The organism is Kitasatospora sp. NPDC059571 (genome assembly GCF_042735675.1).
GTDB lineage: Bacteria > Actinomycetota > Actinomycetes > Streptomycetales > Streptomycetaceae > Kitasatospora.
The window spans coordinates 1-3,607 of the sequence record NZ_JBHWBW010000545.1; the positions used below are offsets into that span (position 1 = coordinate 1).

General features: G+C 75.0%; 4 protein-coding genes. 3 read left to right on the forward strand and 1 reads right to left on the reverse strand.

Annotated elements, in window-relative coordinates; translation table 11 throughout:
- Positions 1–37 precede the first annotated feature (37 nt).
- Positions 38–1,027, reverse strand: a complete 990-nt coding sequence (gene corA, locus ACFV0G_RS35115; protein ID WP_380556726.1) for a magnesium/cobalt transporter CorA — start codon at positions 1,025–1,027, stop codon at positions 38–40.
- A 132-nt stretch (positions 1,028–1,159) separates the two neighbouring features.
- Here corA and ACFV0G_RS35120 point away from each other — a divergent pair, with 132 nt between their 5' ends.
- From ACFV0G_RS35120 to ACFV0G_RS35130, 3 genes are all read left to right on the forward strand, one after another.
- Complete coding sequence (locus ACFV0G_RS35120) at positions 1,160–1,849, forward strand: histidine phosphatase family protein (RefSeq protein ID WP_380556728.1); 690 nt, start codon at positions 1,160–1,162, stop codon at positions 1,847–1,849.
- A 77-nt stretch (positions 1,850–1,926) separates the two neighbouring features.
- Positions 1,927–2,493 (forward strand): DUF3090 domain-containing protein, encoded by a 567-nt coding sequence (locus ACFV0G_RS35125; RefSeq protein WP_380556730.1) that lies wholly within the window; start codon positions 1,927–1,929, stop codon positions 2,491–2,493.
- Entirely contained in the window at positions 2,463–3,347 is an 885-nt protein-coding gene (locus ACFV0G_RS35130; protein ID WP_380556732.1) for an SCO1664 family protein, read from the forward strand. Before ACFV0G_RS35125 ends, ACFV0G_RS35130 begins: the two co-directional genes overlap by 31 nt.
- The last annotated feature ends 260 nt before the right edge of the window (positions 3,348–3,607 follow it).

Here is a 3,607-nt window from a genome sequence, read left to right on the forward strand (position 1 = left end):
CGGGTGCACACCGCACCCGGGCCCGCCCGCGTCCGGCTCAGAGCCAGCCGGCCCGCTTGAAGAACCGGTGCAGCACCGCGCAGACGCCCGCCATCAGCGCCACCGCCGCCGGATAGCCCCACACCTGGTGCAGCTCCGGCATGTGGTCGAAGTTCATCCCGTAGATGCCGGCGATCAGCGTCGGCACCGCCGCCAGCGCCGCCCAGGCGGAGATCTTCCGCATGTCGTCGTTCTGCTGCACGCTGACCTGCGCCAGGTTGGCGCTCAGGATGTCGGACAGCAGTCGGTCCAGGCCGTCCACCTGCTCGTTCACCTTGGTGAGGTGGTCCAGCACGTCCCGCAGGTACGGGCGCAGCTCCTCCGGCACGTACGGCATCTCGGTGCGCACCAGCCGGGTGGCCGGGTCCTGCAGCGGCGCGGTGGCCCGGCGGAACGCCACCACCTGGCGCTTGAAGCCGTAGATCCGCTCGGCGACGCCGCGCACCCGCCCGGGCGCGAACACCTCGGACTCCAGCTCGTCCAGGTCGCCCTGGAGGGTGGCGGCGAGATCCAGGTAGTCGTCCACCACCCGGTCGCAGACCCCGTACAGCACCGCCGCCGGGCCGTGGCGCAGCAGTTGCGGCTGGGTCTCCAGATCCTTGCGCAGCGAGGCCAGCGGGCTCACCTCGCCGTGCCGGACGGTGATCGCGAACGCGTCGCCGATGAACACCAGCACCTCGCCGACCTCGACCGACCGGTCGGAGGTCCGGTAGCCGACCGTCTTCACCACCGTGAAGAGCGACTCCGGGTACGCCTCCAGCTTGGGCCGCTGGTGCGCGGCGGTCAGCGCGTCCTCGACGGCCAGCGGGTGCAGGCCGAACTCCGCGGCGACCAGGTCGAGTTCCTCGGAGGTCGGTTCGTGGAGGCCTATCCACACGAAGGCGTCACCGCTGGCCCGTGCGGCGTCCAGGGCGTCCGAGAAGTCGGCCGGGCCCTCGGTGCGGTGCCCGTCCCGGTAGACGGCACAATCGACGATCATGTCGGACATTGTCGCGTGCCCGGCGGGGAACGCGAGTCACCTCCGCCGAAAGCACACCCGATGGGCACCGCGCCCGCCCCGGGCCGCCCGGGCGGGATCCGCGCCACCGACCGGCAGGTGCGAGGCCTTACGCTTGGCGCCATGCCCACGCTGCTGCTCGTCCGCCACGGCCGATCGACCGCCAACACCGCCGGGATCCTGGCCGGCTGGACGCCGGGCGTGGAGCTCGACGAGACCGGGCGCGAGCAGGCCGCGGCCCTCCCGGGCCGGTTCGCCGGCCTGCCGCTGGTGCAGGCCGTCAGCAGCCCGCTGGAGCGCTGCCGGCAGACCCTGGAGCCGCTGCTCGCCGAGCGCCCCGAGCTCGGCGCGGCGGCCGTGGACGAGCGCTTCGGCGAGTGCCACTACGGCGACTGGACGGGCCGGCCGCTGCGCGAGCTCGCCGAGGAGCCGCTCTGGCGCACCGTCCAGGACCACGCCTCGGCCGCCGCCTTCCCCGGCGGCGAGACGCTGCGCGAGCTCGGCCACCGCACCGTCGACGCGGTCCGCGAGTGGAACGGCAAGGTCGCCGCCGAGCACGGTGACGACGCGCTGTGGCTGGTGTGCACGCACGGCGACGTCATCAAGGCGGTGGTGGCCGACGCGCTCGGCCTGCACCTCGACCACTTCCAGCGGATCTCGGTCGAGCCGTGCTCGGTCACCGCGATCCGCTACACCCCCAACCGTCCCTTCCTGCTGCGGCTCGGCGACACCGGCTCGCTCGGCCCGCTGGCCCCCAGGGCCGTGCCGCACGCCGTGCCCGGCGGCGACGCCGTGGTCGGCGGCACCGGCTGACACCTCCCGCCGCACGGCTGCGGCCCACGTCGTAGGGTGGCCGTGAGCCCCCGTCCGAAACCATCCGGAGCGAGAGAGTGCCCCGTCAGGTCTTCTTCTACGACCAGCCCGAGCGGTTCGTGGCCGGCACCGTCGGCCAGCCCGGATCCCGGGCGTTCTACCTGCAGGCCAGCGCCCGCGGCCGGATCACCAGCGTGCTGCTGGAGAAGGCCCAGGTGGCCGCGCTCGCGGAGCGGGTCGACGAGGTGCTCGACGAGGCCCTGCGGCGCAGCTCCGGCTCGGTCGCGATCCCCGCCGTGGCGCCCACCGAACTGCTCGACAGCGCGCCGCTCGACCTCCCGCTGGAGCAGGAGTTCCGGGTCGGCACGATGGCGCTCGCCTGGGACAGCGTCGACGAGCGCCTGGTCGTCGAGGCCCAGGCGGTGATCGAGGACGCGGAGGAGGAAGAGGCCGCGCTCTTCGACGACGAGGACGAGAACGGCCCCGACATGCTGCGGGTGCGGCTCACCGGCGCGATGGCCCGGGTGTTCGCCAAGCGCGCCCTCGACCTGGTGGCCGCCGGCCGCCGGCCCTGCCCGTTCTGCAACCTGCCGCTGGACCCGGAGGGCCACCTGTGCCCGCGCGCGAACGGCTACCGGCGCTGAGCGACGACCCGGCCGGGGACGCCCTCCCCGGCACCGACCCGCGGACCAGCGCGGCCCTGGCCGCCGACGTCCCCGCCGCCCTCGCCCTGCTGGGCGGGGGCGTGCTCACGGTGCACGGACGCCTCACCGACGCCTCCAACGCCGTCCTGTACTGCACCGCCTCGCTCGACGGCGTCACCGCGCCCTGCGTCTACAAGCCGGTCGCCGGCGAGCGCCCGCTCTGGGACTTCCCGGACGGCACCCTGGCCGGCCGCGAGGTCGCCGCGTACGAGGTCGCCGCGGCCACCGGCTGGGACCTCGTCCCGCCCACGGTGCTGCGGGACGGCCCGCACGGCCCCGGCATGGTGCAGCTGTGGATCGAGCCCGACCCGGACGCCCCCGAGCTGCTCGACCTCCAGGACCCGGCCGGGCCCGCCCCGGGCTGGCTGCCGATCGTCCGGGCCGAGATCGAGGGCGGGCGGACCGCGCTGCTGGTGCACCGCGACGACGAACGGCTGCGCCGCCTCGCGGTGCTGGACGCGGTGCTCAACAACGCCGACCGCAAGGGCGGCCACTGGCTGCCCGCCGCCGACGGCCGGCTGTACGGCATCGACCACGGCGTCACCTTCAACGTCCGGGGCAAGCTGCGCACCCTGCTGTGGGGCTGGGCCGAGCAGCCGCTGACCGAGGAGGCGCGCGAGGTGCTGTCCGGGCTCGCCGCGGGCCTCGACGGGCCGCTGGGGGAGCGCCTGGCCCCGCACCTCACCCCGGCCGAACTGGCCGCCGCACGCGGCCGGGTGGCCGGTCTGCTGAACACCGGACGGCATCCGCTGCCGTCCGCGGACTGGCCGTCCATCCCCTGGCCGCCACTGTGAGGAGGCCGCCGGGCGGGGAGGGTTTCCGGCCGATCCGGCCCACTGGTTAGCCTTTCAAATGATCGCAAGGTTAGAGTCGGAACCATGCATGCCTGGCCCGCCTCCGAGGTTCCCGCCCTGCCTGGTCAGGGGCTCCCCCTTCGTATCCACGACACCGCCACGAGCAGTGTCCGGGGGGGGGGGGGGGAGGGGGCCGGCGCGCCCCGGCGGCCCCGCCGCCCGCGCCCCCCCACCCGCACGCCCCCCCCCCCGCGCCCCCC

Coding starts and splice junctions, on each gene's coding strand:
- corA (WP_380556726.1), bottom strand. CDS start 1,027: ATGTCCGACATGATCGTCGATTGTGCCGTCTACCGGGACGGGCACCGC.
- ACFV0G_RS35120 (WP_380556728.1), top strand. CDS start 1,160: ATGCCCACGCTGCTGCTCGTCCGCCACGGCCGATCGACCGCCAACACC.